Below are 26,877 nucleotides of genomic sequence, written 5' to 3'. Positions count from 1 at the left end.
AGATTTTATATTTTAACGATTCGTTTTTACATGTGGATAGGTAAACCTAATGCTAGTTCAGAAGCATCCATTACCGTTTCAGCTAGAGATGGGTGAGCATGGATTGTTAAAGCAATATCTTCTGCTACCATTCCTGCTTCAATAGCTAGTCCTATTTCAGCAATCACATCACTAGCACTTACACCAGCAATTTGAGCTCCGACTAAAACGCCATCTTCTTTAGTAGTTACTAAACGTACAAAACCTTCTGTTGCATTTAATGAAAGTGCACGTCCGTTACCAGCTAGCGGGAATTTAGATGCTTTAACATCTAATCCTTTTTCTTTCGCTTCAGCAAGAGTTAGCCCAACAACTGCTAATTCTGGATCTGTAAACGCTACTGCTGGCATTGCTTTATAATCTACAGCTACTTTTTTACCTGAGATTGCTTCAGCAGCAACTTTAGCTTCATAACTTGCTTTATGAGCTAATGCAGCGCCTGGAACAATATCTCCGATAGCAAAAATATTTTTCACACTTGTACGTCCTTGTTCATCAACAGTGACCAAACCGCGGTCGTTTAATTCAACGCCTGCTTGTTCTAGGCCAAGTTCATCGGTGTTTGGACGACGTCCTACAGTTACCATTACATAGTCAGCATCGATTGATTTTTCAGTACCGTTTACTTCGTATTTAACCGTTACACCGTCTTCAGTTTCAACAGCTTCTTTAGCCATTGCAGATGTTTCAATAGTTACGCCTTTTTTAGCGAAATTATTTGTTACAAATTTAATCATATCTTTTTCAAATGTCGGCATAATAGAAGGAGAACCTTCTAAAATAGTAACTTCAGCGCCTAAGTTAGCGTAAGCTCCGGCTAGTTCGCTACCAATGTAGCCTCCGCCGACAACTACTAATTTTTTAGGAACTTCAGATAATGCTAAACCGCCAGTTGAATCGATAACGCGTTTGCCAAATTTGAAGCCTTTGATTTCAATTGGACGGCTACCAGTTGCAATAATGGCATTGTTGAATGAATAAGTTTGAGCAGCTGTTTCACCCATGACACGCATTGTGTGTTCATCGTTAAAATAAGCTTCTCCTCTTAAAATTTCAACTTTATTTTTTTTCAATAAACCTTCAACACCTTTAGTAAGTGTTTTAACAACTTTATTGTCTTTCCATTCTTGTGTTTTTGCGAAATCTAAAACCACGTTTTCAGCAGTTACACCAAAAGTTTCAGAGTGCATAGCATCTTGGTAATGATGGCCGGCACTGATCAATGCTTTCGAAGGAATACAACCGACGTTTAAACAAACACCGCCGATATTGCCTTTTTCAACAATGGTTACTTTTTGTCCCATTTGTGCTGCACGGATTGCTGCAACATAGCCTCCTGGGCCTGATCCAATAACAACTGTATCTAATTCTATTGCGAAATCTCCTACTACCATTCTTTGCTCACCTTTACCCTTCCATTAATAATAATTCTGGATCGCCAAGCAATGTTTTCAATTCATTCATCGCTTTTTGAGCAGTTGCGCCATCGATAATACGGTGGTCGAAACTTAATGACAGTTGCATAACTGGTGCTACTACTACTTCATCGTCAGCATTTACGATTGCTTTTTTAGCAATTCGGCCAACTCCTAAAATAGCTACTTCAGGGTAGTTGATAACTGGAGTGAACCAGCCGCCACCGATTGAACCAATGTTACTGATTGAAATAGAACCATTGCTCATTTCACCAGCTGCTAATTTACCTTCTTGAGCTTTGCCAGAAAGTTCAGTGATTTCACCTGCGATAGAGAAGATACTTTTCGCATCAGAATCTTTTACTACTGGTACAAACAATCCACGATCAGTATCTGTAGCGATTCCGATATTGAAGTAATGTTTGTAAACAATTTCGTTTGTTGAATCATCAATTGAAGCGTTTAAAGCAGGGTATTTGCGTAAAACAGATACGACAGCTTTAACAACATAAGGCAAGAACGTTAATTTAACGCCTTTAGCTGCTGCAACATCTTTGAAACGTTTACGGTGTGCCATCAATTTAGTAGAATCTACTTCATCGAACAAAGTTACATGCGGTGCAGTAGCTTTACTGTTGACCATAGCTTTAGCAATTGCTTTACGCATGCCTGTCATTGGTTCACGAGTTTCAAGTTCTGCTTGAGAAGATTTGAATGGTTTTGCTGGAGCTGCTGCTTTAGCTGCTGGAGCTTGTTTTGCTGCTGCTGGAGCTGTTTCAGTAGTTTGAGCTGCTGCTGGAGCTGCTGAACCATTTTCCTTAAAGTTCTCAACGTCTTCTTTTGTTGTGCGTCCGTTTTTACCAGTCGCTGTAACTAGGCTGATATCAACATCGTTTTCACGAGCAAATTGACGAACAGACGGCATAGCAAGTACACGTTTGTTAGAGTCAGAAGTTTTTACAACACTTGAATCTGTTGAAGCGCCTGCTGCTGGATCTTTTGCTTCGCTTTCAGCTGCTGGAGCTTCTGGTGATGTAGCAGGTGTTGCAGTTTCAGTATTGTGTTCAGGAGAATCAATTTCAACGATTGCTTGTCCAACCATTGCAACAGTTCCTTCTTCAACTAAAATCTTTTTAACTGTACCTGAAACTGGAGAAGCAATTTCTTCAACCGATTTATCGTTTTGAATTTCAACGATTGAATCTTCTTCTTTAATTTCGTCGCCTTCAGCTACTAACCATTTTACGATTTCGCCTTCAGCCATTCCTTCACCAACATCTGGTAATTTGAATTGGTAGAATGAAACGCCTGCGCTTGCTGGTGCAGCTGCTGGAGCTGGAGCATTAGCTGCTGGAGCTTCTGGTGTTGTTGTTGGTACTGCAGCTTCTTCATTATCTTCATGACCTGGAGCATCGATTTCGATAATAACATCTCCAACGTTTGCAACAGTTCCTTCTTCAACTAAAATCTTTTTAACTGTACCTGAAACCGGAGAAGCAATTTCTTCAACCGATTTATCGTTTTGAATTTCAACGATTGAATCTTCTTCTTTAACTTCGTCGCCTTCAGCTACTAACCATTTTACGATCTCGCCTTCAGCCATTCCTTCACCAACATCTGGTAATTTAAATTTAAAAGCCATTTTTGATATCTTCCCTTCTTTATTAGCAATTCTATTTTTCAAGAACTAATTTTAAGTGTTGCTATTAAAATAAAGAGATGCAATCAATTCGCTTTGCATTAAATTGATTGCATCTACCGTCTCTTCATCTAAATAAATTAGAAGTTGTAAATTTCTTTTACTTTTTCTGAAATATCAGTTGCGTTTGGCAACCAAGCATTTTCAGCTAAACCAAACGGGAAGACAGTATCAGGAGCAGCTACACGACCAATTGGTGCTTCTAATGAAAGAATTGAACGTTCAGCAATTTCTGACATAACCATTGCGCCAACACCTGCTTGACGTTGTGCTTCTTGAACGATTACTGCGCGTCCTGTTTTTTCTACAGAAGCAACGATTGTTTCGATGTCTAATGGAGAAACAGTTCTCAAATCAACGATTTCTACTGAGATACCTTCTTTTTCAAGTTCATCAGCTGCTTTGATTGCTTCGCGAACCATAGCACCGTAAGTGATGACAGAAACATCTTTACCTTCACGAGTGATGGCAGCTTTCCCTAGAGGAACAGTGTAAGATTCTTCAGGAACTTCATCACGGAAAGAACGATATAATTTCATGTGTTCAATGAAAACAACTGGGTCGTTATCACGAATAGAAGAAATCAACAATCCTTTTGCATCGTATGGGTTTGATGGAATAACTACTTTGATACCAGGAGATTGAGTAATCAATCCTTCCAAGTTGTCTGAGTGCATTTCTGGAGTGTGAACTCCTCCACCAAATGGCATACGAATTGTAATTGGCAAGTTACGTGTACCACTCATACGGTAACGAGTACGAGCAGCTTGTCCAACGATTGAGTCCATTACTTCGAAAATAAATCCAATAAATTGAATTTCTGGAACTGGACGGAAGCCTTGAAGCGCTAGTCCAATTGCCATTCCACCGATACCTGATTCAGCAAGAGGAGTGTCAGAAACACGCTCTTCACCAAATTTTTCTTGAAGTCCAGCAGTAGCACGGAAAACTCCGCCATTTTTACCTACGTCTTCACCGAAAACCAAAATCTCTTGGTCACGTTCCATTTCTTGTTCAAGCGCTTCAGTAATCGCTTGGATCATTGTTTTTTGTGCCATGATTATTTACTCTCCTTTGCTTCAAAAGCCGCAATTTGCTCAGCGATTACTTGAGTTGGTTCTTCATGCATACTCTTCAAGAAATCTGAAACTTTTTGTTTAGGTGCTTGGTCAGCTTCTTTAGCTGAGGCTTTAATGTCTTCTTGTGTTTTTTCAATTAAGGCTTGTTCTTTTTCTTCAGACCATAATCCTTTTTCAGTTAAGAAGTTACGGAAACGGATCAGTGGATCGCGTTGTTCCCAGTAATCGAAACTTTCTTGATCACGGTAACGTGTTGGGTCATCTCCTGAAGTAGAGTGAGGACCGAAACGAGAAGTAACTGTCTCAATCAATACAGGACCATTCCCAGCAATTGCCCATTCTCTTGCTTGTTTAGCAACAGCATAAACTGCTAATGGATCCATACCGTCTACTTGGATTCCTGGAATCCCAGCTGCAACAGCTTTTTGAGCCAAAGTAGTCGCTGCAGTTTGTTTGTGACGAGGGGTAGAGATAGCATAGCCATTGTTTTGTACGAAGAATACTACAGGTGCTTTATAAGCTCCAGCAAAGTTCATACCTTCATAAAAGTCCCCTTGAGATGAACCGCCATCACCAGTGTAAGTGAAAGCAACATTTTGTCTGCCGCGTTTTTTCAATCCAATACCTGCACCTGCAGCTTGAATGATTTGTGCTCCAATAATGATTTGTGGAGGCATAGCATGTAGATCTGCAGGGTATTTATTCCCGTCAGCATGTCCACGAGACCATAAGAACGCTTGTGAAACAGGTAAACCATGTTGAATTAGTTGCGGAATATCACGGTATCCTGGGAATAACTCATCTTCTTTTTCAAAAGCAAAGTAACTTGCCATTTGTGAAGCTTCTTGTCCAGCAGTCGGTGCGTAAAAACCTAAACGTCCTTGACGAGCTAAAGCCATTGAGCGTTCATGTAAGATACGTGACCATACCATTCTCTCCATTAATTCAACTAATTGGTCATCTGATAAATCAGGCATGATGTCTTTATTAACAACATTTCCATCTTTATCTAAGATTTGTACCATTGGAAAAGCCGCGTCAATCGTGCTTAACAATGCTTCGAAATCTACAGGTTGTTTCTTGTTAGCCATTTGTAACCCATTCCTCTCTCTTTACAATCTAGTTTTTGTAAGGTGCTGTTTTATACAGTCGTTTAAACTGTATTAGTGTAAACCATTTACTATTCAAATTTAACACGCTTTCAGCTGATATGCAAGTATATCACCCCTCTTCAGCCTACGAAAAGCTTATACATTAAGCCGAAATTTTAAAATGCTTTAAATTAAATTAAGCTAGTGATTTTTTTCACCATCACGTTTTTCTCCTTATCTTTAAATTGTAAGAGTTTTTTTCTAATGTTATTTAAAGAATTTCGTTAAATTAAGCTAAAACTGTTATATAATTTAAATATAACTGTATTATAATCAACACAGATAAATAAAAAATGTTCGCTTGTTCTTTATTTCACATAACGTTTTGTCAGATTAAAATTTTCTAACCTTATCATTTTAAAGTCATTTTTTAAGATTTTTCTCCTCTTTTAAATTTTTTGAGAGAAAACTCTTCTTGTAAATACAAAGTTGTTCTAAAAAAAAGAAAAACAGACCTCTTAAAAAGGCCTGTTTTTCTTTTTAAATAACTCCTTGAATAATCATTGTTTTTGCAACTTTAATGAAGCCGGCAATATTTGCTCCGGCAACAAAATCATCTTTTGTACTATATTGTGCAGCAGTATCTCGTACTTCATAATAGATAGCTTTCATAATTTCTTTTAACTTTTCATCAACTTCTTCAAAGGACCAACTTAACCGTTGGCTATTTTGACTCATTTCTAAAGCAGAGACTGCCACGCCGCCAGCATTAGCTGCTTTTCCAGGGCCATATAAAATTCGAGCTTGTCGGTAAACACGGATTGCCTCTAAATCAGCAGGCATGTTGGCTCCTTCTGCAACGGCGATCACTCCTTGTTTTAGCATCTGCTCAGCTTTGCGTCCGTTAATCTCATTTTGAGTAGCACAAGGTAAGGCAATTTGGTAAGGTTCTTCTAAATCCCAAATGCTTCCTGTATGGTAAGTAGCCGTTGGATGAAGTGCAACATATTCTGCAATTCTTTTCCGTTCAACCTCTTTAAGCTGTTTGACTGTTGCGTAGTCAATTCCTATAGGATCAAAGATATAACCCGTTGAATCAGAACAAGCAATAACCGTTCCTCCAAGTTCCTGAACTTTTTGAATGGCGTAGATAGCCACATTTCCACTGCCAGAAACAACCACTTTTTTATTTTCTAGTGTTTGACCTTTGTCTTCCAACATTTCTTTCATAAAATAAACGACTCCATAACCCGTGGCTTCAGTTCTAGCTAAACTTCCTCCCAGAAGCAACGGCTTTCCAGTTAAGATTCCAGCATGAGGAGCATTGAGTCGTTTATATTGTCCATACAAATAACCTATTTCTCTTCCGCCCACTCCGATATCCCCAGCTGGTACATCAAGATCTGGACCGATATGGCGTTGCAATTCAGTCATGAAGCTTTGACAAAAGCGCATCACTTCTGCATCTGTTTTGCCTTTGGGATCAAAATCACTGCCACCTTTCCCTCCGCCAATCGGAAGCCCAGTTAGGCTGTTTTTAAAAATTTGTTCAAATCCTAAAAATTTTATGATACTTTGGTTTACACTCGGATGAAAACGCAAACCGCCTTTGTAGGGGCCTATAGCGGAATTAAACTGAACACGGAAACCACGATTTACTTGAACACTTCCTTGATCGTTTGTCCAAGGGACTCTAAATTGAATGATCCGTTCAGGTTCGACTATACGTTCCAAAATGTTTTGTTCAATAAATTCTGGATGTGCAGCAAAGACAGGTTCAATAGTGCTGAAGAATTCTTGTATAGCCTGTAAGAACTCCACTTGGTTCGGATCTCGACTAATGAGTTTCGTATAAACCTCATCAATATATTTTTTTGCTTCTTCCATAAACTGGACCCCTTCTTTCTTCAACTGATGATTTAGACGTAGTTATTTCTTGTTCATGATTATCTCACACTTCTTTTTGAAAAAAAAGCTTTACTTCAGAATTTTCTGAATATAATTCTACGTGCAATTTGTTGGGTTTACTGTTAAAATTATAAAGATGTTTGATACTATATTACTTTTTATACTAAATAATCGACAACCAAAACACAGGAGTGGAACAACTATGATTAAAATGAATGATATTATCAGGGAAGGCAATCCTACTTTACGCTTATCAGCTGAAGAGGTAACTATACCTATTAATGAAGAAACAAAAAAACTCGGCCACGATATGCTGGAATTTTTAAAAAACAGTCAGGATCCTGAAATGGCTGAAAAATATCAACTTCGAGCTGGTGTTGGCTTAGCTGCACCTCAATTAGATATTTCAAAACGAATTATTGCAGTGCATATTCCTGGTACTGAGGAAGATTCAGATGAACCCGTTTTAAGTACAGTGATGTTAAATCCAAAAGTAGTCAGCCATTCTGTTCAAGGAGCTTGTCTAGCGGAAGGCGAAGGATGTTTGTCTGTCGATCGAGACGTACCTGGATATGTTCCTCGCCACAGCCGTGTGACAATAACCTATGTAGACTTAAATGGAGAAAACCAAAAGATTCGTTTAAAAAATTATCCTGCCATTGTGGTTCAACACGAAATTGATCATATCAACGGAATTATGTTTTATGACCATATCAATGAAAAAGCTCCCTTCCAATTAGATGAGACCGTTTCTATTTTATCGTAAAGAAAAATAAAGAATGCTGCTAAAGTTAGCTGATAACTTTAGCAGCATTCTTTTTGTGTTGTTATGAAGCAAGCCTTTTCTTAATGTAAGCCTAGTGGATTCACTACTTTGATGTAAAAATAAATTTATGGACACGCTATGGGCATAAATGGTAAAAACAGACTTTAAAAATAAAAAACGTTGATACAATCGGGGATAAACACCGTAGTATCAACGTTTTTTGATGATGGAAGTAAGGGGGCTCGAACCCCTGACCTTTTGGCTGCCAGCCAAACACTCTCCCAACTGAGCTATACCCCCATAAATAAGATTTAACTCTTATTTATAACTTACGTTCATTATATCAGATGAAGCTCTTTTAATGCAACATAAATTCCGTCTTCATTACAATTGGAAGTGATTTTATCTGCTCTTAATTTTACTGTTTCTAAAGCATTCCCCATTGCTACTCCGATACCAACTTCTGATATCATTTCAAGATCATTCAGTCCATCTCCAAAAGCTATTGTGTCTTCAATATCAAACCCTTGGCTTTTAGCAAATTTCAAAATGGTATGTGCTTTAGAACCATCATGCGGTACGATATCTACACCGCTATCATGCCAGCGAATAAATTTAAATTTAGGAAACTGTCCGTTTTCATAAGCTGCCTTTTCTGAATCTGAATAAAAGATAAGCCCTTGATACATGGGATGATGCAAATAGTAATCCTGATCTTGTGGAGGAACTCCCGCACCAAAACTTTTCATAGCAGCAGTCATTTTAATATTTGTTTCAGCGTGACGTCTTCTCAAGGCCTCTGCCGATTCATAGATGATAGCATGATTTTGTGTATCAGCCACTTTAAGCAGACGATCAAATTCTGAACGGTCTAATTTATTTTCATAAACTAAGCGATTATGGTAATAACCTGCAGCACCGTTGCAAATAATATAATTATCAAAATCAAATTCATCAATAACACTTTGAGCTAAACTCAAGTTTCTCCCAGTGGCAATGACGATTTCATGACCATTTTCCTTTAATTCTTTCAAGGCTTTCTTAGTGCTAGGCAACGCTTTTTTTTCGTCATTTAACAACGTTCCATCAATATCAAAAAACAGCATCTTTTTACGCATTTTTTTACCCTACCTTTCTATAGTAAGCTTTAAAACCAAACTGCTTTGATCAATCATTCTTTTTTAGTCTGCTGTTTGCTTAAATTGACTATTGTATAGTTTCTCGTAAAAACCGCCTTTGCTTAGCAACTCTTGATGGTTGCCTTGCTCAACGATCTCCCCTTGGTCCATGACTAAAATTAAATCAGCATCGCGAATCGTTGATAAGCGATGGGCAATCACAAAACTTGTGCGGCCTTCCATAACCTTTTCCATCGCTTTTTGGATCAAGGCTTCCAAACGAGTGTCCACTGAACTAGTTGCTTCATCTAAAATCAAGATTTTAGGGTTAGAGATGATCGCTCGTGCGATTGTCAACAGTTGTTTTTGTCCCAATGAAACGTTTGAAGCTTCTTGGTTTAAAATCATGTTGTAACCATCTGGTAACGTTCGGATAAAGTGATCGACATTGGCTGTCTTAGCAGCATCTACTACTTCGTATTCGGTGGCATCCAATTTTCCAAACCGAATATTGTCCGCAATCGTTCCGCTGTACAACCAAGCATCTTGTAGGACCATTCCAAACTGAGCCCGGACATCCTTTCGAGCCATTGTTTTTGTGTCGATTCCATCTATTTTGATGGCTCCGCTATCTACATCATAAAAGCGCATCAATAAATTGATCAAAGTTGTTTTACCAGCTCCAGTCGGTCCTACGATAGCGACTTTTTGCCCTTTTTTTACTTTGACGTTTAAGTTTTTGATCAACGTATTTTCTTTAGTATACCCAAATGTCACATTTTCAAATTCCACATTGCCGAAAACGGGTTCTGGTAAAGCTACTTGAACAGTATCTGGTTTTTCTTCTGGCTCATCTAAAATCTCGAATACTCTTCCTATTGCAGCTGCAGCACTTTGAAGAACTCCTGACAGTTGAGTTATTTGAGAAAGTGGTTGATTGATCTGCCAAATGTATTGCGTGAAAGCTTGTAAATTACCTAAAGAAAGAGCACCTTGAATAACAAAGAAACCTCCAATCATCGCTACTGCAAAGTAAACCAAATTGGAAACAAAACCAATCAAAGGACTCATGATGCCTGAAACAAATGCAGCTTTAAACCCATACGTATTCAGTCGCTGATTGATAACTTTGAATTCTTCTAATTTGTCTTGTTCTTTTCCATATAGTTTGATTTCTGAAAAGCCCGTGAAACTTTCTTGTACATGGCCATTCATAGCTCCTAAAGCATTTTGTTGTTCAACAAAATAAGGTTGGGATTTTCGAATAACGATTTTTGATATCAAATAAGAAGTGGGAATCATTATTAAAATCACCAACGCTAATGGAACGGATAAGTACAACATCATTGCAATGGCAAAAACAATTCCCATAATAGAATTGACGATTTGGATCAAACTTTGCTGCATCGCGTTGCTGATGGCATCCACATCATTGGTCACACGGCTCAGAATGTTTCCTTGTTGATTGCGGTCAAAATACGAAACAGGCAGCCGATTGATTTTCCCTTCAATTTCTTCACGTAAATCATACATCGTATTTTGCACTACATTGGTCATAACATACGATGAAACATAAAGCGTGATTTGATAGATTCCTGCAACGCCTACCATCAAGTAAATGATTTGGCGAACATAACTAAAATTCACACTGGCTCCTGGTACGCCTTTAAGCATATCGGCCACATTCATTCCAAGTTCCGTTAATGCCAGTCCAATAATATAAGGCTGCAAAGCATTCATCAACATGCAAACGATTGTTAAACTAATCGCTGAGAAGAACCCTTTTTTATAAGGTTTAACGTAACTCCATATTCGACGAATGGCCACTAATGATCCTCTCATGCTAATTCCTCCTTGGACAATTGAGATGACGCAATTGCATAGTAAATATCTGAAGTTTTTAACAGTTCTTCGTGTTTTCCTTGTGCCACAATGACACCTTTATCTAAAACAATGATTTTGTCAGCATGTCTGATCGAACCTACACGTTGTGCCACAATCAAAACAGCGGATTCTTTTGTTTCGGCTTTCAAACGTTCTCTTAGTCTGGCATCTGTTTGATAATCTAAGGCTGAGAAGCTGTCATCAAAAATATAGATATCCGGCTTTTTGATGATCGCACGTGCTATGGACAAGCGTTGTTTTTGGCCGCCTGACATGTTGCTGCCGCCTTCAGCTAAATATTCCTCGTATTGATCGGGTTTAGAGAGAATAAAATCTTTAGCTTGAGAAATATCGGAAGCCTCTTCTACTTCATTAGTAGTTGCATTCCATTTTCCAAACCGCATATTGTGTGAAATGGTTCCAGTAAAAAGCAAGGCTTTTTGCGGAATAAACCCGATTTTCTTTCGCAATGCGCGCAATTGATAATCTCTGACATCTACTCCATCGATTAAAATTCGGCCTTTAGTAACATCATAAAACCGAGGGATCAATTGAATCAAAGTAGATTTCCCGCTTCCGGTACTGCCTATAAAAGCAATCGTCTCACCAGGATCGGCAGTAAAACTAACATCTCTGATTACAGGAGACTCAGTATTACCAGGATATGCAAAGGTTACATTTTCGAAAGCAATATAACCGTGGGTTTTGGTTTCTGTAACTCCTGTTTCATTTTCATCAATAGAAGGCTCTATTTGCAAGACTTCTTCTATCCGTTCAGCTGAAACAGCGGCTCGAGGGTACATCATAAAAACATTAGCAAATAACATAAATGAAAAAAGAGCATGAAAAATATATTCTATAAAAGCAATTAAACTCCCTACTTGTAATCCGCCGTTTTGAATTTCAACAGCCCCTAACCAAACAATTGCAGCTAAAATCAGATTAAACGCAATTGAAAAACCTGGCATCGCTAAAGCCATTAATTTAAATAATTTCTTTGAAACAGATGCATAATTTTGATTTACTTTAGCAAAACGGCTTTCTTGGAAAGATTCTTTCACAAATGCACGGATAACTCGTAAACCTGTTAAATTCTCCCGTAAATTTTGATTGATATCATCTAAATTTGCTTGTTGCTGCTCAGATAACGGTTCAGATTTTTTACCAATCAACCAAACGATTGCGAATAAAAACGGAATCGCTATCAATGCTACATAAGAAAGCGATGGGCTGGTGCGGACGATCATCACAAAACTAGAGATGAACATGATAGGAGTCATCATGCCTAATCGTAACAACATCTGCAGAAAAACCATTACTTGAAAAGCATCATTCGTCGTTCTTGTCACTAGCGAGGACACACCTATTTGATTAAATTCACGATGGGAAAAAGATTGAACAGACATAAAAATATCATTCCTAATGTCTCTAACAATATTAGATGTTATTCTGCTCCCTGCAAAAGCTAGTCCTATTAAACCTATTAAGCCAATAACAGCTAAAGCAATCATCCATTTTCCGTAATAAAGGACAACTGGATATTCATTCATTACAATTCCTTCATCAATGATCAGAGCCAATAAGGTCGGCAATCCTAACTCAATGATGACAAAACCAAATACACATAAAAAGTTTAATAATAGCAGTAACTTATAATTCTTTAGGTAACGCCACATTAATTTCATCTATTCATCTCCTTGCACCCATATTAATTGTTGATTATCTTAATTAATATAGCACAATATCCTTAAAGAAACAGTCATTCGGAAGGATTTCTTTACGGTTTTATTAAATTAGAGCGCTTTTCTTTAGGAATGAACGTAGTTTCTATACTTACTTATTGAATTATGGTAAAATAGGTTTATCTGTTGTGAGACTACCACAACCACCAGTTCGGGAAAAATATTATAACCTAATTTAGAGTTGAAGAAAAAACAACTCGCTATGAATTTTTTCTATTTTGTTTTGCCTTTATAAAATGAAACAAAACTGATGTGGTTTCATCCGATCATCAATAATTGAGTAGATGTTGATGGTTTTTTCAATATGCAACAAAACGCATTAAAAATACTTCACCAAACAATGAATAAATCAAGTCATTAGTAGAATGACAACTAAAAGGAGAGAAAAACATGATTTTTAAAATCACTTATCAAGAAACAAAAATTAGAAACCCAAAACGCGAAGAGACTAAAACTCTTTATCTTGACGCAGAAACCGAGATAGAAGCGCGTCACTTAGTTGAACAGAACACCCCCTTCAATATTGAATTTGTTCAACCTGTTGATGGAAAGCATTTGGCTTATGAACAAAAAAACCCGGATTTTGCCCTTACGGAGTTCAATAAATGAAACCGTCAATAAAAAATAATGAAGCAGCCGTTTTTGCCATTGGGGGGTTAGGTGAAATTGGTAAGAATACCTATGGCGTTCAATTTCAAGATGAGATCATCATTATTGACGCTGGTATCAAATTTCCTGAAGACGACTTATTGGGAATCGATTATGTCATTCCTGACTACAGCTACATTGTTCAAAATATTAGTAAAGTAAAAGCTTTGGTCATCACTCATGGTCACGAAGATCATATCGGTGGTATTCCTTTCTTATTAAGACAAGCTAATATTCCTATTTACGCAGGCCCTCTTGCGAGTGCCTTGATCCGAAACAAATTAAATGAACATGGCTTGTTACGTGATACTGAACTACATGAAATTGGTGAAGATGATGTTATTAAGTTCCGTAAAACAAGTGTTAGTTTCTTTAGAACAACACACAGTATTCCAGAAGCTTTTGGGATTGTGGTTAAAACACCGCCAGGTAATATTGTAGCCACTGGAGACTTTAAATTCGATTTTACTCCTGTTGGTCAACCAGCAGATTTGCACAAAATGGCTAAAATTGGTGATGAAGGTGTTTTAGCGCTACTATCAGATAGTACGAACGCAGAAATTCCAAGCTTTACGAAATCTGAAAAAGGCGTTGGTGAATCCATTACCAGTATTATGCAAAAAGTTGAAGGCCGAATCATATTTGCTACTTTCGCTTCAAATATTTCACGTTTGGAACAAGTGGCAAATGCAGGAATCAAAACAGGCAGAAAGATTGCTGTTTTCGGACGGAGCATGGAGTCATCTGTTGTAACGGGACGTCAGATGGGGTATATCACAGCACCTGATGAGACGTTTATTGATGCACAAGAATTAAATCGTTTGCCTGCTAGAGAGACCATTATTTTATGTACAGGATCGCAAGGCGAACCGATGGCCGCTTTAAGCCGAATCGCTAACGGTACTCATCGTCAAATCTCTATTCAACCCGGCGATACCGTGATCTTCTCAAGCTCGCCGATTCCTGGAAATACCGCTAGTGTCAATCGTGTCATTAATTTATTATCCGAAGCTGGAGCAAATGTTATTCACGGAAAAGTTAATAACATCCATACTTCTGGCCATGGTGGTCAACAAGAACAAAAACTTATGTTGCGTTTGATGAAACCTAAATATTTTGTCCCAGTTCATGGCGAGTACCGTATGCAAAAAATTCATGCGGGTCTTGCAGAACAAGTAGGCTTACCAAAAGAAAATTGTTTCATTTTAGAAAATGGAGATGTGCTTGCTCTTACTGCTGATTCTGCGCGACGTGCTGGTCACTTTGATGCTGGTGATGTCTACGTAGATGGAAAAGGCATTGGCGATATCGGAAATGTCGTTTTGAGAGATCGTCGTTTGCTTTCTGAAGAAGGTTTAGTAGTGGTTGTTGTTACCATTGATTACAAAGCTAAAGAAATTTTAGCAGGTCCGGATATTTTATCACGCGGCTTTATCTATATGCGCGAGTCTGGCGAATTGATCAATGATGCCCAACGCGTTATTGCTCGTAGTCTTAGAAAATTATTAGCAAATAATGATGGTAATCTGACAGAACAAATGATCAAATCAGCCATCATTGAGAGCCTTAAACCTTTCTTATATGAAAAAACTGAGCGCCATCCAATGGTTTTACCGGTTATTATGCCTGTATAAAACAAAAAAGTCTTACTTTCAAAATTGAAAGTAAGACTTTTTTATTTTGTTTGTTCAATAAATTTGTAAATAGGTTCATCGGCTTTTTTGTCAAAATCAACTTGTAAATCATGACCGCTAAAAAACCATTCATCGTTTTTATCAATAAAATAAGTTATCCCATTGATTTTTTCTTGCGCCAAAACATCTCCGGGTTGAGCAATATCCATTCCTACAGAAAACCCTTCATGAATATCTGTTTTACCATAAACTTTTCCTAAAAATCGTACGCCTCCGCCAGGCATCAACCCTACTTCATCTTCAAACCAATCGATCGCATTTTGTGTTAACTCTATTTTCATATATTATTTCATAGACGGTACACTTGTCTATGAGTCCTCCCTTCCAAATGACTTCCTAATGTTAGTTTAACACACTCTCTTAAAAAAAACATTTTCTGACAAAATTAATGTAAGCACATTTGTAGGGACAATCTCCCTGCCCACTCTTTTTATGAGATAAAACTTGTTCGACTTTTTTTAGAACCGAAGTAAGTCGAGAACCATCAGTTATTATACTATTATTCAAAAGATAAATTTTATATTCCAGAAAGGGAGTGAGACAAAAAGCGTTTAGACCCGAATCACTGGAACGAATAAGCGCAGTATGGTCACAGACCATCGAGCATTATTCGTGAAGTGGACGTCGGGTCTGCTTTTTGGAACACGTTCTAGAATAAATATTCGGATATGCAAAAGAGGTTAGGACTTTTGTCCCAACCTCTTTCTGTTATTCTATTAAAGCTTCTGTTAGAATACGTTCAACCTATATTTTTTCCCGAACCCGAGAGTACCTTACCTTTTTAATCTACTGAATTAGTTGATATCCCCTGTTTATTCCGAGACGTTAAGTTTAATGCCTTATAAAAATCTAACTCGTTTATTAACCATTTCTTGAATGGTATATATCTTTTACCTTGCGAGAATTAGACTAAAATAGGCTTGCCGGTGTTTTTATGTACCTTCTAACACTCCAAAACAGACGTTATTTCGACTGTATTCTTCAGCTATACCTTTTATCCTCTAGCGAATCAAATGATGTTTAAACGCATAAATGGCAGCTTGTGTGCGATCCTCGACATCCAGTTTGGCTAATATATTCGAGACATGAGTTTTTACTGTTTTCAATGTAATAAACAGAGCGTCTGCTATCTCTTGATTAGAATTCCCTTGGGCAATCAGCAATAAAATTTCATTTTCTCGTTTAGTTAAATCATCATGAAGTGCATGGTGTTGTTTTTTAGTCAAACGTTCCATCATTTTACCAGTGACTTCTGGCTCTAAAATTGTTTCGCCTTTAAAAGTAGATCGTATAGCATCGGCTATTTGACTGGCAGTGGAAGTTTTCAACATGTAACTGGCGGCTCCTGCTTCAAGAGCTGGATAAACCTTTTCATCGTCAATAAAACTGGTCACAATAATAATTTTGGCTTCTGGCCACTCGGCCATAATGGCTTTGGTGGATTCGATCCCATCCATCACATCCATCACTAAATCCATCATAATAATGTCTGGTCTTAAAGCTAAAGCCTGTTCATAACCAATTTTCCCATTCTCAGCTTCCCCGATGACTTCTATATCTGGTTGAATGGATAGATAAGAAGAAACACCTAAACGAACCATTTCATGGTCATCAATCAATAGTACTTTGATCATATCGTCTCACTTCCTTTGATAAGCGGTATTTTGATTTCTATGCTTGTGCCTTTTTTCAAAAAACTAATAACTTTAAATGTACCACCCATACCATTTACTCGTTCTTTGATATTTTGCAGCCCATAGTTACCTGCTTTTGTTTCTTTTGGATCAAAACCAATCCCATCATCAATGACTCGTAAAAGGACGGTATCTTGGTATTGGTTTAAATAGACTTCTAATTCTGTTGCCTTTGAATGGCGTAAGGTGTTTGACAGCAGCTCTTGAACGATTCTAAAAAGATGATCTTCTATCCCTGTCGCTAATGAAACATCATCTATCTCCCATTTTAATTGAATTTGTATTTTAGTTTTCAACTCCGTCAGTAACTGTTCAATTCCCGTTTTCAACGTTTTGCCTTCCAAATTGATGGGCCTTAAATGAAGCAATAAAGCACGCATTTCAGATTGGGATTCATTGATGATACCTTCAACCATTTTTAATTGCTTTTGCAGCAGTTCATTTGTATCGTCCATTTGTTCGTTGATAGCAGACAACATCATCATAGCTGCAAATAATTGTTGGCTGACAGAATCATGTAATTCTCTGGCCAAACGGCGTCGTTCCGCTTCAAGTATCTCTTCTTTTGTTTGACCACCTACTAGTTTAGGTTGATTGCTTTGTTCTTGAACTTCTTTAGATAATTCCATTAGTTTTGTACGAATAGATAATAATGACGTTTTGATATCTTCAAAATAAAGTTCTTCATTCGCGTCTTCGAATAATTGTTCTCCAAAATATTCAGCAGAATAATTCCCTCCTGCCAGCAAACGAAGCGCCTCTTCTAACTGTTGCCATTGTTTGCGCTGGATCACGTACATTACCATCGCAATGATCAATCCTAAAAGAAGGGCAATGGCTAAGAGATAAAGTAAAAATGGTATATGTAAAAACCTTGCAGTAAAAAGATCAATATGCCAGGTTTCTGGAGAGCGTGCATATCCGTAAGATAGGGATGCTCCTAATAAAACTACAAACGAAAAAAAGGCGACTCGCAAGAACCACGTTCTAAGGATTTTCTTTTTCATATTGAAATCACCTCTAAATCGCCTATTAGTACGTTCGTAATCAATTTTAGTTTTCTAGTATTTTCATCAAAATTTTTACTATATAATTTAACCGATTCGTTATTTAAAACATAGATTTCATCTTCAAAATTGACTTTCCCTTTAAAAGCACTATGCTCTACCATGATCCCGATACCAGCCGGTACTAAAATACGTGTTTTTCCAAAACCTTTACGAATAACGACATAACTTTCATTTTTAGGCAATAAGGTATTACCGATATCGACAATAGTGTCGCCCATGAAAACAATAAAATTAATATCGTCCCATTCGTAAATCGTATTTCCGATACGTTCATTTCCTAACCAAGTTCGTTTAAAACGTTTCCCGTTTTTGGGTAAATTTGTAGTGGTTTCAACAACGATAATTTCTTTTTCTTGCCATGGAGCATTTTCAAAATGAAGCGGATCAAATTTCGAAAAAAGTTTTCCTCCTATTGTTGCAAAAAATAAAATAGCACAAATCAACATCATCCAAACTGCAGTGGTGGAAAGCAAAGAAAACAGAACCAAAAGTCCTCCTACCAACCAATACATATGTTTTTTCGAAGTTGCTTTAAAACTCTTGCTGCGTATCACGATTAAACTACCTGCTACAAGGACTCCTAAGGTAAAAACATTATTAAACAGCTCATAGATCAACCATAAGGACAACAGTGCTTCAATCAGAAAAAAAAGTTTCCAGTTTTTGTTCATCTCTACTCACCCTCTTTCATGTCTTCTACTGTAGCATAAGTATAAGCCATTTTTAAAGGATAAACAGCCTGCTAAAGCATGAAGTTCTTCTACGACTAAAGACCGATGCCAGCCACCTTTTAATTCCTCTATAAATAAAAAGAAAAGCTGCTCGTTAGGCAGCTTATTGATTGTTATTTAGTTTTCTATTCAATACTAGTGATTTTAATTGGCATATCTCCGCCTGGTGTTGAGATAGTAACTTCTTCACCAATTTTTTTGCCAATCAAAGCTTTTGCAATCGGTGAATCATTAGAAATGAGGCCGCTGAATGGATCTGCTTCAGCACTACCGACAATGGTATACTCTTCTTCTTCCCCATCTGGCAATTCAATAAATGTAATTTTGCGACCTAATGAAACTTCATCTGCTGCTCCTTTTGAATTATCAATGATTTCAGAAAAACGCAGCATATTTTCAATTGTTGTCACACGACCTTCAACAAAAGCTTGCTCATCTTTAGCTGATTCATATTCAGAGTTCTCAGATAAGTCTCCGAAGCTACGCGCAATTTTAATTCTTTCAACAATTTCTTTTCTTTTCACTGTTTTTAATTCTTCTAATTCTGCTTCCAATTTTTTTTTGCCTTCTAAAGTCATTGGATATACTTTTTCTATCATAACAAACTTCTCCTTTTTAAATCATCTAATCTTATTTTTTGATTTTATTATTCATTCATTTATTGAAAGCGTAATTATATTTTCAATAGTGACAAGATACCATGAAGACAAGTAATTGTAAATACTTTAACGGCAATTTAGAAAAATTTCTAATTTAAAATTTGTCATCCATTCGGTATTCAAGGATGCTTTTAATTTTTGTTGTCATCAAATCAATCGCTACTTGGTTCCGACCGCCTTCTGGAATAATAATATCCGCATGTTTTTTTGACGGCTCAATAAACTGGTTGTGCATTGGTTTTACAACGGTTAAATATTGTTCAATAACAGAATCTAATGTTCGGCCGCGCTCTTCAATGTCGCGCTTGATACGACGGATGATGCGAATGTCATCATCTGTATCGACATAGACTTTGATATCCATCAAATCTCTTAATCGCTTATCTTCCAAAATCAAAATACCTTCTAAAATAATGACTTCTTTAGGCTCTTGAATAATCACTTGGCTGCTTCGTGTATGAGCTTCATAGTCATATACTGGTTTTTCAATTGGTTGATAACAGATTAAATCTTTGAGATGATCAATTAATAAATCTGTGTCAAATGCAAAAGGATGATCGTAATTCGTTTTTAATCGTTCTTCAAAAGAAAGATTGCTTTGATCTTTATAATAAAAGTCTTGTTCCAACATTAAAATAGAATGGCCTGAAAAGTGATTGTAAATAGCACGACTAACGCTTGTTTTTCCACTTCCAGAACCACCTGTTACCCCAATGACAATTGGTTTATTCTTGTTACTCATGCCTTCGCTCCATTCCTTATGAAAAGCATTGAGCTAAATGCTCAATGCTTTTCACCTATCGCTTTAATTAATTAGTCAATCAGTCTGGCTAGTCTATTCATTCTCTGTAATGTATTGATCTATAAGCTCTTGATGCTCAGCGTAGGTTCTCGAAAAGTATACTTTTCCTGTTTTAGTATCTGCTAAGAAATACAAGTAGTTGGTTTCAGCTGGATTCAAAGTAGCTTTAATAGCTTCTTCTGAAGGGCTATTAAAAGGCCCTGGGCCGAACCCAGTATTTGCATAAAGGTTATAAGGTGATTCTACTTCTAAATCTTTATAAGTAACCATTTCTTTGTGTTCATTTAAAGCATATAAAACACTGATATCGGATTGCAAAGGCATCTCTACCTCTAAACGATTGAAGAAGACACTCGCAATTTTGGTTCGATCATCATAAGTTATTCCTTCTCGTTCCACTAAAGAAGCTAGTGTCATAACTTCGTGAACCGATAAGCCGCTCTCTTTTATAGGTTCATAATACTTCTGCATGACTTCATCTGTTTTTTCTATCATGTTTCCAATCACTGTTTCAAGAGATTTATCTTCCGAAAAATCATAAGTTGCTGGAAATAAGTATCCCTCTAAAGCATAGCGTGTTTCTTTTGATTCCAATGCACTCGTTAGCAAGTCCGGATATTTTTCTTTTAAGTCTTCCAATAAAGAAGGTTCTTTTACAGCCTCCAAAAATTCCTCAGCAGTATAATCAGTTGAATTCTCCACTGATTTTGCAACTTGATCAATGGTCAAGCCTTCCTGAACTAATATTTTTGTACCATCGAACGCCACGGGACTGCCGCCAGCCTGCAAAGATCGAATAATTTCATCCAATGTCATAGAAGGGGAAAAGAGATAGTAGCCTGCTTGGAAATCTGTTTCATTGTTTAATTTGATATAAAAATTAAACACTGAAGCGCTTTTGATCACTTTTTTTTCTTCTAAAATACGGGAAATATCGGTTGAAGTTGAACCTGAAGGAACCTCTAACGGAATTTCTTTTTCACTGGAAGCATCCAATGGTTGAAGAGATGTCGTTACATATTGGTAGCCTACTATTCCAAAAACGATCAATAATAAAACTAAAATTGAAATGATGCTCAGTACAATTTTTCTGACCATTTTTGTCTCTTTTTGTCTTTCCGCTACTTTTGAATAGACATCTAGTTTGTTCCCTTTCTCATTTTTTGGTTGCTTGCCATTATTTTTCTTCGCCAAGAAGAGGCCCTCCTATCGAAATCAAGAAAACCACGGGATTTTCTACTCTCATTTTCATTTAGTCACATGTTATTTTGACTACTCGCCTGTACTATTATACATGATACCATAATCGTTGCGAAAAAAAAAAGCCAACTGCCAATTTGTTACGATTTTATCATTTAAAGAGGTTATTCTATTCCTTTGCCGATCGTTTTTTATTACGGCGAGAAATCAATAAAACTTGTTTTTACTTTCAAGAAAGATCCGCGCAATAAAATTGAGCTAACTCATCTTACGTTAGCTCAATTTCTATTCATTCAATTATCTTGCTTAAAACGATTCTTCGTCATCAGCCATAAATGTATTTAATACTTCTTCAATCATATCCCACTCTTTGTCTGTTTCAATAGGCTCTAAGTCCCCTTGTCCACCATCTGCTGTTTCTATATAAGAATAAGCTTGTAATTCAACTTCTTCTCCTTCTGCAGAACCAGCTGGATAAACTAAAACATACGATTTTTCAAAATCATCAGAGTCAAAGGTGAATAAAATTTCATACAATTCTTCATTTCCTTGTTCATCGATGATAGTGATATGGTCGTGTTCGTGATCTTCTTCGTGATTGTGGTCATGATTATGGTCGTGATCGTGTGCCATGCTTAACACTCCTTTGTGTTTAAATATAATTCTTATCCATTTTAACGTAAGTCTCTTTTAAAAGCTAGTTTTGATTGCTATCCAAATAGTTTTGGAGAATCATCACTGCTGCTACTTTATCAATGACTTTCTTCCGCTTAGCTCTTGATGCGTTGCCTTCTTCAATCAACATCCGTTCAGCTTGGACAGTTGTTAATCGTTCATCTTGAAAAATAATCGGAAGCTGAATGATTTCTTTTAAAAGTTCGGCATACCGAATCGATGCTTCTGCTCGTGGCCCAATAGAATTATTCATATTTTTAGGCAATCCGATAACCACTTTTGAAACTTCGTATTCTTTTACCAATTCGCTGATTCTGGATAAACCATACTCTTCTTGAATCTCGTTAATTTTAACTGTTTCAATTCCTTGTGCAGTCCAACCAAATGGATCGCTAATAGCAACGCCAACAGTTTTTGAACCAACATCTAATCCCATAGTTCTCATTAAGCTTCTGTTCCACTCGCTTTCAAATAAGTTCTCACTAATTCTTCTACTATTTCATCACGTTCATGGCGTCTAATTAAGTTCCTAGCATCCTTGTGACGTGGAATGTATGCTGGGTCTCCAGAGAGTAAATAACCGACAATTTGATTGATTGGATTGTATCCTTTTTCTTCTAATGCTTCATACACTAATGCTAGTGTTTGCTTAACATCTTTATCATGATTATCACCAACATTAAAACGAACTGTTTCATCTATTGAACTCATGTTCTGCACCCCGATTTCTGTAAACTCTATCCTTATTCTACAAGAAAGCACTTCAAACTACAATAACTATAAAGAAATCCACTTGCTTTTCTGTTCTTTTCATTGGTTTTCATAACAATCTCGCTAATAGTCTATTTAACGCTTTTTAGGTTTCCTATTAAAAAAGGTCGCTTAAAACTTATTACTGTTCTAAGCTTCCTCTATTAGTTCTTAACTATTTTTTTGAACCCATTCTGCTACTTTTTCTAGAGCACCCGGCAAACCAGCAGGATTCTTTCCACCCGCTTGCGCCATATCAGGACGGCCTCCGCCGCCACCGCCAACTAACGGAGCTATTTCTTTGATCAAGTCACCAGCTTTCAACCCTTTTTTGATTGTTTCTGGATCAACAGCTGTCAGAAGGTTAACTTTTCCTTCTTTGGCAAATCCGAGAGTTAAAACATTTGAGACAGCTGTTTGTTTCCATTGATCAGCTAATTGACGCAGTTGATTCATATCATTGACTTCTACTTGTGCAGCAACGATCGTAATACCATTGACTTCTTGTACCGTTTTGAAAATTTCTCCTGCTTGTTCATTTGCTAATTTAGCTTGTAACGATTCATTTTCTTTTTGAGCTTCTTTTAGATCAAATTGCAATTGTTCTACTTTTGATACGACATCTTTTGTTTGTTGAGCTTTTACTAAGCTTGCGAGTTCTTTTAGACGTCGCTCTTCTGATTGCAATATACGGTAAGCAGCTTCACTAGTCACGGCTTCAATTCGCCTCACTCCTGCACCAATGCCTGATTCTGAAAGGATTTTGAAAATACCGATCTCACTTGAATTTTGAACGTGTACTCCTCCACATAATTCCATTGAATAATCGCCTACTTGGACAACGCGTACTTGATTGCCGTACTTTTCACCGAATAAAGCCATTGCTCCTAAGCCGCGAGCTGTTTCAATATCTGTTTCAATCGTTTTTACTGGTAATGAAGCCCAAATTTTTTCGTTAACGATTTGTTCCATTTCATCTAGTTCCTCTTGCGTAATTTGACCAAAATGTGTGAAATCAAACCGCAAATGATTGGAAGTAACTAACGAACCAGCTTGGTTAGCGTGTTCACCTAAGATATCTTTTAATGCACGATGCAATAAGTGAGTCGCTGTATGGTTGCGCGTAATGCCGCGTCGCAAAGCTTCATCCACACATAACTGATACGTTTGCCCTACTTGTAAGCTTTCAAGTACTTCTACCGTATGCAAAGGCTGTCCAGCCGGCGCTTGTTTGACATCTAGTACGTTTGCGACCACCGTTCCATCTGTATTTACGATCGTTCCTTTATCGGCAACTTGTCCGCCTTTTTCTGCATAAAAAGGTGTTTGGTCAAAAATGACACGGACGATGTCGCCTTTTATAGCTTTTTGGACCAACTCTTCTTCTGCAGCAATAACTTCCAGTTTACCTTCTGCCTTGGTCTGATCGTATCCGACAAAGCTGCTTTCTGCTGTTACTTCTGAAAACAACTGTGTTTGAACGCCCATTGATTTTTCATCGCTTCTAGCTGCTCGGGCACGATTACGTTGTATTTCCATTTCTTTTACGAAACCTTCATGGTCGACTGCCAAGCCTTTTTCCTCAGCATATTCTTCCGTCAATTCAACCGGGAACCCAAAAGTATCATATAATTTGAAAATATCTTTACCAGAGATTCGTTTTTCACCGGCAGCTTTTAATTCTTTAATCAGATTATTTAAAATCGTCAATCCATCATTGATCGTTTCATGAAACCGTTCTTCTTCTGTCTGAATGACTTTTACAATAAACGGTTCTTGTTCTAAAATTTCTGGATAGTAGCTATTCATAATTTTGCCGACAACTGGAACCAATTTGTACATAAAGGCTTCATCAATACCCAGTTTTTTCCCATGCATCACTGCACGACGCAACAATCGGCGTAAAACATATCCTCGTCCTTCGTTTGACGGAAGAGCACCGTCCCCGATCGCAAAACTTACTGCACGCAAATGATCCGCAATCACTTTAAAGGAAATATCATCTTGTTCATTATCGCCATATTTTTTGCCATCGCTCATTTTTTCAATCTCTTTAATGATCGGCATAAATAAATCCGTCTCAAAATTCGTTGGAGCATCTTGCAAAATTGAAACGACACGCTCTAATCCCATTCCTGTATCAATGTTTTTATTCGGTAGCGGTTCATAAGTGCCGTCAGCTTTATGATTAAATTCAGAAAACACTAAGTTCCAAATTTCAAGCCAGCGTTCGTTTTCACCGCCAGGGTAATTTTCTGGATCGTCTTTCGCCAAATTATCAAATGCTTCACCACGATCATAAAAGATTTCAGAATCCGGGCCACTTGGACCAGCACCAATATCCCAGAAGTTGTCAGCGACTTCAATAATATGCTCCTCAGTCAACCCAATCTTTTCTTTCCAAATTTGGGCAGCCTCTTTATCTTCAGGATAAACTGTTACATAAAGTTTTTCTGGATCTAAGCCTAACCATTCTTCGCTAGTTAAGAACTCCCATGCCCAGACGATCGCTTCTTCTTTAAAATATTCTCCAATAGAAAAATTTCCTAACATTTCAAATAAAGTATGGTGCCGCGCTGTTTTTCCTACATTTTCAATATCATTGGTTCGAATGCTTTTTTGAGCATTTGCGATTCTAGGATTATCAGGAATCACTGAACCGTCAAAATATTTTTTTAACGTTGCAACACCTGAATTGATCCATAATAAGGTAGGGTCTTCAACTGGCACAAGCGATGCACTTGGTTCTATTTTATGTCCTTTTGTTTCGAAAAAATCTAAAAACAATTGACGGACTTCGTTACTTGATAAGTGTTTCATTTTTTTCTTCCTCTCCATTACATCCAGTTTTTTAACTAATTTAAGAAAAAAGGCATAAAAAAAAGCCCAATTACAACATTGCTAGACAAGGACGAATGAATCGCGGTACCACCTTGTTTGCAATGATGTCATTCGACAATATCATTACCTCTTGAGTCTCGATAACGTGAGAAACGATAGTATTTCTACTATGACTAAAAAAGGGAGCACCCATTTAATACTGTTAGTTTTCTTTCAGCCATGGAAAACTTTTCTTTAAACAATGATAAAAATAGATATGTCCTTTTGGTATCGTCTAAAGTATAGGAGAACCTCACACGATTGTCAATAAAAAAATAAAGCAAAAGGACAGGATCGAGTCGCCACTTTTGCTAGGACTATTTCGTTTATTTTTTATTTACTCGCATTAAATGTTACATTTCTACAAATTTTCAGAAGTAGAATCTTTGGCTAGCGTAAAACCTTTTCCCCATACTTCGCTAGCACTCATCACTACAACAAACGCATGCGGGTCAACGCTTAAAATTGTTTCTCGCAAAAAAGTGAATTCTTGTTCATCGACTACACACATCAACATTTCTTTATCGTTTGCGCCATATTCACCGTATCCGCCAGAAATACTTAAGTTAGTTACTCCACGGTTGATATTTTGATAAATCGCCATTCTAATTTCAGCTGCCTTTTCGGAAATAATCAGCACGTTCTTAGAACGATTAAAACCAACTTGAATCAAATCAATCGTTCGACTGATGACAAATAGAGAAATAATTGAAAACATGACTACTTCACCATCGAACGCAATTAAAGCAGTAACGATCACCAATCCGTCAACCAATGCCACGCTCGTTCCTAATGGCAGCCTTAAATAAACGTGGATCACTTGCGCTATAATACTTGTTCCTCCGGTAGAAGCTTTCGCTTTAAAAACCAGCCCAATTCCAATTCCTGTAGTGATTCCTCCAAACAATGCAGCTAATAACGGATTCAAGGTCCAAGGTTCTATAAAACTAAGCAGACCGATAAAGATGGGGAGAATCAAACTACCGATAATCGTTTTAAAGCCCGCTTCTTTTCCTAGAGCAATAAAACAAATGAATAATAAAGGGATATTGAAAGCCAATTGAACAATGGATGGATTCCAAGAAAACAGATTATTTAAAATGGTGCTTAATCCGCTAACGCCGCCTGAAACAATAAAATTTGGTAATAAAAAGGCATTAAACGAAACGGCTGCAATAAAAGAACCGACAACGATAAAAACGATGTCGATTGCTTGCAAAGGGTATTGACTTGCTTTTGGTTTATTCTTCATGGCTAACATAACATCCTTTTCTTTTGACTTTAAGACTACTGCTCATTCTAACATTAAATCTCTTTTTTGGAACTATTTTTT

23 protein-coding genes and 1 tRNA gene are annotated in these 26,877 nt (G+C 37.2%); 3 read left to right on the top strand and 21 right to left on the bottom strand.

Going from position 1 to position 26,877, the window contains the following annotated elements; genetic code table 11:
* Positions 1-26: 26 nt before the first annotated feature.
* The 5 genes from lpdA to gdhA form a co-directional block, all read right to left on the bottom strand.
* The gene (gene lpdA, locus NY10_RS01225; protein WP_058918279.1) at positions 27-1,433 is read right to left on the bottom strand and encodes a dihydrolipoyl dehydrogenase; all 1,407 of its coding nucleotides are present in this window, start codon (positions 1,431-1,433) and stop codon (positions 27-29) included.
* 13 nt (positions 1,434-1,446) lie between these two features.
* Positions 1,447-3,096 carry a 2-oxo acid dehydrogenase subunit E2 gene (locus tag NY10_RS01220; protein ID WP_058918278.1) on the bottom strand — a complete coding sequence of 550 codons (1,650 nt, stop codon included), beginning with the start codon at positions 3,094-3,096 and terminating at the stop codon, positions 1,447-1,449.
* Positions 3,097-3,233: 137 nt separating this feature from the next.
* The gene (locus NY10_RS01215; RefSeq protein WP_058918277.1) at positions 3,234-4,211 is read right to left on the bottom strand and encodes an alpha-ketoacid dehydrogenase subunit beta; all 978 of its coding nucleotides are present in this window, start codon (positions 4,209-4,211) and stop codon (positions 3,234-3,236) included.
* Between the two features lie 2 nt (positions 4,212-4,213).
* Positions 4,214-5,323: a pyruvate dehydrogenase (acetyl-transferring) E1 component subunit alpha gene (gene pdhA, locus NY10_RS01210; RefSeq protein WP_058918276.1), complete on the bottom strand. Its 1,110-nt coding sequence runs from the start codon at positions 5,321-5,323 to the stop codon at positions 4,214-4,216.
* Between the two features lie 540 nt (positions 5,324-5,863).
* Positions 5,864-7,210, bottom strand: coding sequence for an NADP-specific glutamate dehydrogenase (gene gdhA / locus NY10_RS01205; RefSeq protein ID WP_058918275.1), 1,347 nt, complete (start codon positions 7,208-7,210; stop codon positions 5,864-5,866).
* 223 nt (positions 7,211-7,433) lie between these two features.
* Here gdhA and def point away from each other — a divergent pair, with 223 nt between their 5' ends.
* Positions 7,434-7,997: a peptide deformylase gene (gene def / locus NY10_RS01200; RefSeq protein WP_058918274.1), complete on the top strand. Its 564-nt coding sequence runs from the start codon at positions 7,434-7,436 to the stop codon at positions 7,995-7,997.
* Between the two features lie 227 nt (positions 7,998-8,224).
* Here def and NY10_RS01195 read toward each other — a convergent pair.
* The 4 genes from NY10_RS01195 to NY10_RS01180 form a co-directional block, all read right to left on the bottom strand.
* Positions 8,225-8,297: transfer RNA gene (locus NY10_RS01195), tRNA-Ala, on the bottom strand.
* Between the two features lie 38 nt (positions 8,298-8,335).
* Positions 8,336-9,115, bottom strand: a complete 780-nt coding sequence (locus tag NY10_RS01190) for a Cof-type HAD-IIB family hydrolase (RefSeq protein WP_058918273.1) — start codon at positions 9,113-9,115, stop codon at positions 8,336-8,338.
* Between the two features lie 63 nt (positions 9,116-9,178).
* The gene (locus tag NY10_RS01185) at positions 9,179-10,957 is read right to left on the bottom strand and encodes an ABC transporter ATP-binding protein (protein WP_058918272.1); all 1,779 of its coding nucleotides are present in this window, start codon (positions 10,955-10,957) and stop codon (positions 9,179-9,181) included.
* Entirely contained in the window at positions 10,954-12,684 is a 1,731-nt protein-coding gene (locus NY10_RS01180) for an ABC transporter ATP-binding protein (protein WP_058918271.1), read from the bottom strand. The genes NY10_RS01185 and NY10_RS01180 overlap by 4 nt, the downstream gene beginning before the upstream one ends.
* A 447-nt stretch (positions 12,685-13,131) precedes the next feature.
* Here NY10_RS01180 and NY10_RS01175 point away from each other — a divergent pair, with 447 nt between their 5' ends.
* Positions 13,132-13,350, top strand: a complete 219-nt coding sequence (locus NY10_RS01175) for a DNA-directed RNA polymerase subunit epsilon (RefSeq protein WP_058918270.1) — start codon at positions 13,132-13,134, stop codon at positions 13,348-13,350.
* Positions 13,347-15,023 (top strand): ribonuclease J1, encoded by a 1,677-nt coding sequence (gene rnjA, locus NY10_RS01170; protein WP_058918269.1) that lies wholly within the window; start codon positions 13,347-13,349, stop codon positions 15,021-15,023. The genes NY10_RS01175 and rnjA overlap by 4 nt, the downstream gene beginning before the upstream one ends.
* A 41-nt stretch (positions 15,024-15,064) precedes the next feature.
* Here rnjA and NY10_RS01165 read toward each other — a convergent pair whose 3' ends face one another.
* From NY10_RS01165 to NY10_RS01110, 12 genes are all read right to left on the bottom strand, one after another.
* On the bottom strand, positions 15,065-15,364 hold the full coding sequence (locus NY10_RS01165; protein WP_058918268.1) for a HesB/YadR/YfhF family protein: 300 nt from the start codon (positions 15,362-15,364) through the stop codon (positions 15,065-15,067).
* 720 nt (positions 15,365-16,084) lie between these two features.
* Positions 16,085-16,717 (bottom strand): response regulator, encoded by a 633-nt coding sequence (locus tag NY10_RS01160; protein WP_058918267.1) that lies wholly within the window; start codon positions 16,715-16,717, stop codon positions 16,085-16,087.
* Positions 16,714-17,784, bottom strand: a complete 1,071-nt coding sequence (locus NY10_RS01155) for a sensor histidine kinase (RefSeq protein WP_058918266.1) — start codon at positions 17,782-17,784, stop codon at positions 16,714-16,716. The genes NY10_RS01160 and NY10_RS01155 overlap by 4 nt, the downstream gene beginning before the upstream one ends.
* The gene (liaF, locus tag NY10_RS01150) at positions 17,781-18,518 is read right to left on the bottom strand and encodes a cell wall-active antibiotics response protein LiaF (protein ID WP_058918265.1); all 738 of its coding nucleotides are present in this window, start codon (positions 18,516-18,518) and stop codon (positions 17,781-17,783) included. Before liaF ends, NY10_RS01155 begins: the two co-directional genes overlap by 4 nt.
* 185 nt (positions 18,519-18,703) lie before the next feature.
* Entirely contained in the window at positions 18,704-19,177 is a 474-nt protein-coding gene (gene greA, locus NY10_RS01145) for a transcription elongation factor GreA (protein ID WP_058918264.1), read from the bottom strand.
* Positions 19,178-19,331: 154 nt separating this feature from the next.
* Positions 19,332-19,979 (bottom strand): uridine kinase, encoded by a 648-nt coding sequence (gene udk, locus NY10_RS01140; protein ID WP_058918263.1) that lies wholly within the window; start codon positions 19,977-19,979, stop codon positions 19,332-19,334.
* Positions 19,980-20,072: 93 nt separating this feature from the next.
* Positions 20,073-21,233 (bottom strand): endolytic transglycosylase MltG, encoded by a 1,161-nt coding sequence (gene mltG, locus NY10_RS01135; protein ID WP_058918262.1) that lies wholly within the window; start codon positions 21,231-21,233, stop codon positions 20,073-20,075.
* A gap of 312 nt (positions 21,234-21,545) precedes the next feature.
* Positions 21,546-21,872, bottom strand: coding sequence for a DUF1292 domain-containing protein (locus NY10_RS01130; protein WP_058918261.1), 327 nt, complete (start codon positions 21,870-21,872; stop codon positions 21,546-21,548).
* 64 nt (positions 21,873-21,936) lie between these two features.
* Entirely contained in the window at positions 21,937-22,359 is a 423-nt protein-coding gene (ruvX, locus tag NY10_RS01125) for a Holliday junction resolvase RuvX (protein ID WP_058918260.1), read from the bottom strand.
* Positions 22,359-22,625: an IreB family regulatory phosphoprotein gene (locus tag NY10_RS01120; protein WP_058918259.1), complete on the bottom strand. Its 267-nt coding sequence runs from the start codon at positions 22,623-22,625 to the stop codon at positions 22,359-22,361. Before NY10_RS01120 ends, ruvX begins: the two co-directional genes overlap by 1 nt.
* 210 nt (positions 22,626-22,835) lie before the next feature.
* On the bottom strand, positions 22,836-25,484 hold the full coding sequence (gene alaS, locus NY10_RS01115; protein ID WP_058918258.1) for an alanine--tRNA ligase: 2,649 nt from the start codon (positions 25,482-25,484) through the stop codon (positions 22,836-22,838).
* A 421-nt stretch (positions 25,485-25,905) separates the two neighbouring features.
* Entirely contained in the window at positions 25,906-26,796 is an 891-nt protein-coding gene (locus NY10_RS01110; protein ID WP_058918257.1) for a YitT family protein, read from the bottom strand.
* Positions 26,797-26,877: the final 81 nt, after the last annotated feature.

The organism is Carnobacterium sp. CP1, from assembly GCF_001483965.1.
GTDB classification, from domain to species: Bacteria; Bacillota; Bacilli; order Lactobacillales; family Carnobacteriaceae; genus Carnobacterium_A; species Carnobacterium_A antarcticum.
The sequence above is the reverse complement of the archived record's forward strand: the minus strand, read 5'-3'. Positions and strand labels throughout refer to the sequence as shown.